Origin of the sequence: Pseudoalteromonas sp. SG43-7, from assembly GCF_014164295.1 — a bacterium.
Lineage (GTDB): Bacteria > Pseudomonadota > Gammaproteobacteria > Enterobacterales > Alteromonadaceae > Pseudoalteromonas > Pseudoalteromonas rhizosphaerae.
On the sequence record NZ_JACJEY010000143.1, the window covers coordinates 1 to 1,295 of the forward strand.

The following is a 1,295-nucleotide window of genomic DNA, read 5'->3' on the forward strand; positions in this document are numbered from 1 at the left end:
GCCAAGCCCATGGCGCAGAAGGTCAGCAAAGTGCATGGGTCGCGATTGATAAGTTAGACGATTACAATTTTCCTGCCGCCAACGTAGAAATTATCGAAAAAATAAAAGTGGATGTTTAAATTTACCTAGGCGGGTGGCTTGCCATCGCGTTTCAAAATGTGGTGTTTTTGCGTCAGCAAGCTTAACGCCTACGGGTGTTAAATTTTACTTTGATGTTTTAATTAATTACTTGTAGGCAAGTGGCTTTCCACCGCGTTTTAAAATGTGTTGTGGTGTTTTGCGTCAGCAAGCTTAACGCCTACGGTGTTAAATTTTACTCTGATGTTTAATTAATTACTTGTAGGCGAGTGGCTTGCCACCGCGTTTTAAAATGTGTTGTGGTGTTTTGCGTCAGCAAGCTTAACGCCTACGGGTGTTGCATTTTACTCTGGTGTTTAATTAATTGCTTGTAGGCGAGTGGCTTGCCACCGCGTTTTAAAATTCCGTGTTTGTTTATTAAGAAAGCTCAATCTCTACTGGAGGGATCTCGATTAATTGCTATATTTACTTGTAGTTAATTGAGGGAAAGTAATGGTTGATACCAGTAAGCGGACTAAAGGGCGATGCTCGATAATTAATCATTATTACTCAGTTACAATTTGTACTGAAAATAGAATGCAGCTTTTTTGTGATTTTGATAGTAGCTGTTTAATTATGAGGGAGTTACATTTTTTTTCGCATTCGGAAACCTTAAGACAATTTGTTTTTCATTAATGCCTGATCACTTGCATTGGCTATTTCAGCTTAGAGATACTGATGATTTATCCAAAGTTATTGGTCAATTTAAAAGTATTACTACGATTAAATTGAACCGTTATTTACTTTCTAGCGGAAAAATTTGGCAAGCTAACTTTTATGATCACAAGCTTAGATCTGATGAAGATTTACTTAACCAAGCTAGATATATAGTTGCAAACCCGCTCAGGGCTGGCTTAGTTAAAAGTGTGGGTGATTATCCATTTTGGAATTGTGTATATTTAAACTAATCCCAGTACATCTAATCTACTCTTTCGTAATATGCCACCGCGTTTCAAAAATATGGTGTGGTATTTGTGCGTCAGCAAGCTTAACGCCTACGGGTGTTAAGTTTGTCTCGGTGTTAAATTTACTTTGATGTCTAATTAATTACTTGTAGGCGAGTGGCTTGCCATCGCGATATTCAAAATTTGGTGTGGTATTTGTGCGTCAGCAAGCTCAACGCCTACGGTGTTAAATTTTACTCTGGTGTTTAATTAATTACTTGTAGGCGAGTGGCT

General features: G+C 38.0%; 1 protein-coding gene and 1 pseudogene. Both read left to right on the forward strand.

Annotated elements, in window-relative coordinates; genetic code table 11:
* A pseudogene (locus tag H5200_RS24230) lies at nt 1-119 on the forward strand (8-oxo-dGTP diphosphatase MutT); the annotation flags it as partial.
* Nucleotides 120-737: 618 nt separating this feature from the next.
* Nucleotides 738-1,025, forward strand: a complete 288-nt coding sequence (locus H5200_RS23150) for an REP-associated tyrosine transposase (RefSeq protein ID WP_310737063.1) — start codon at nt 738-740, stop codon at nt 1,023-1,025.
* Nucleotides 1,026-1,295 lie beyond the last annotated feature (270 nt).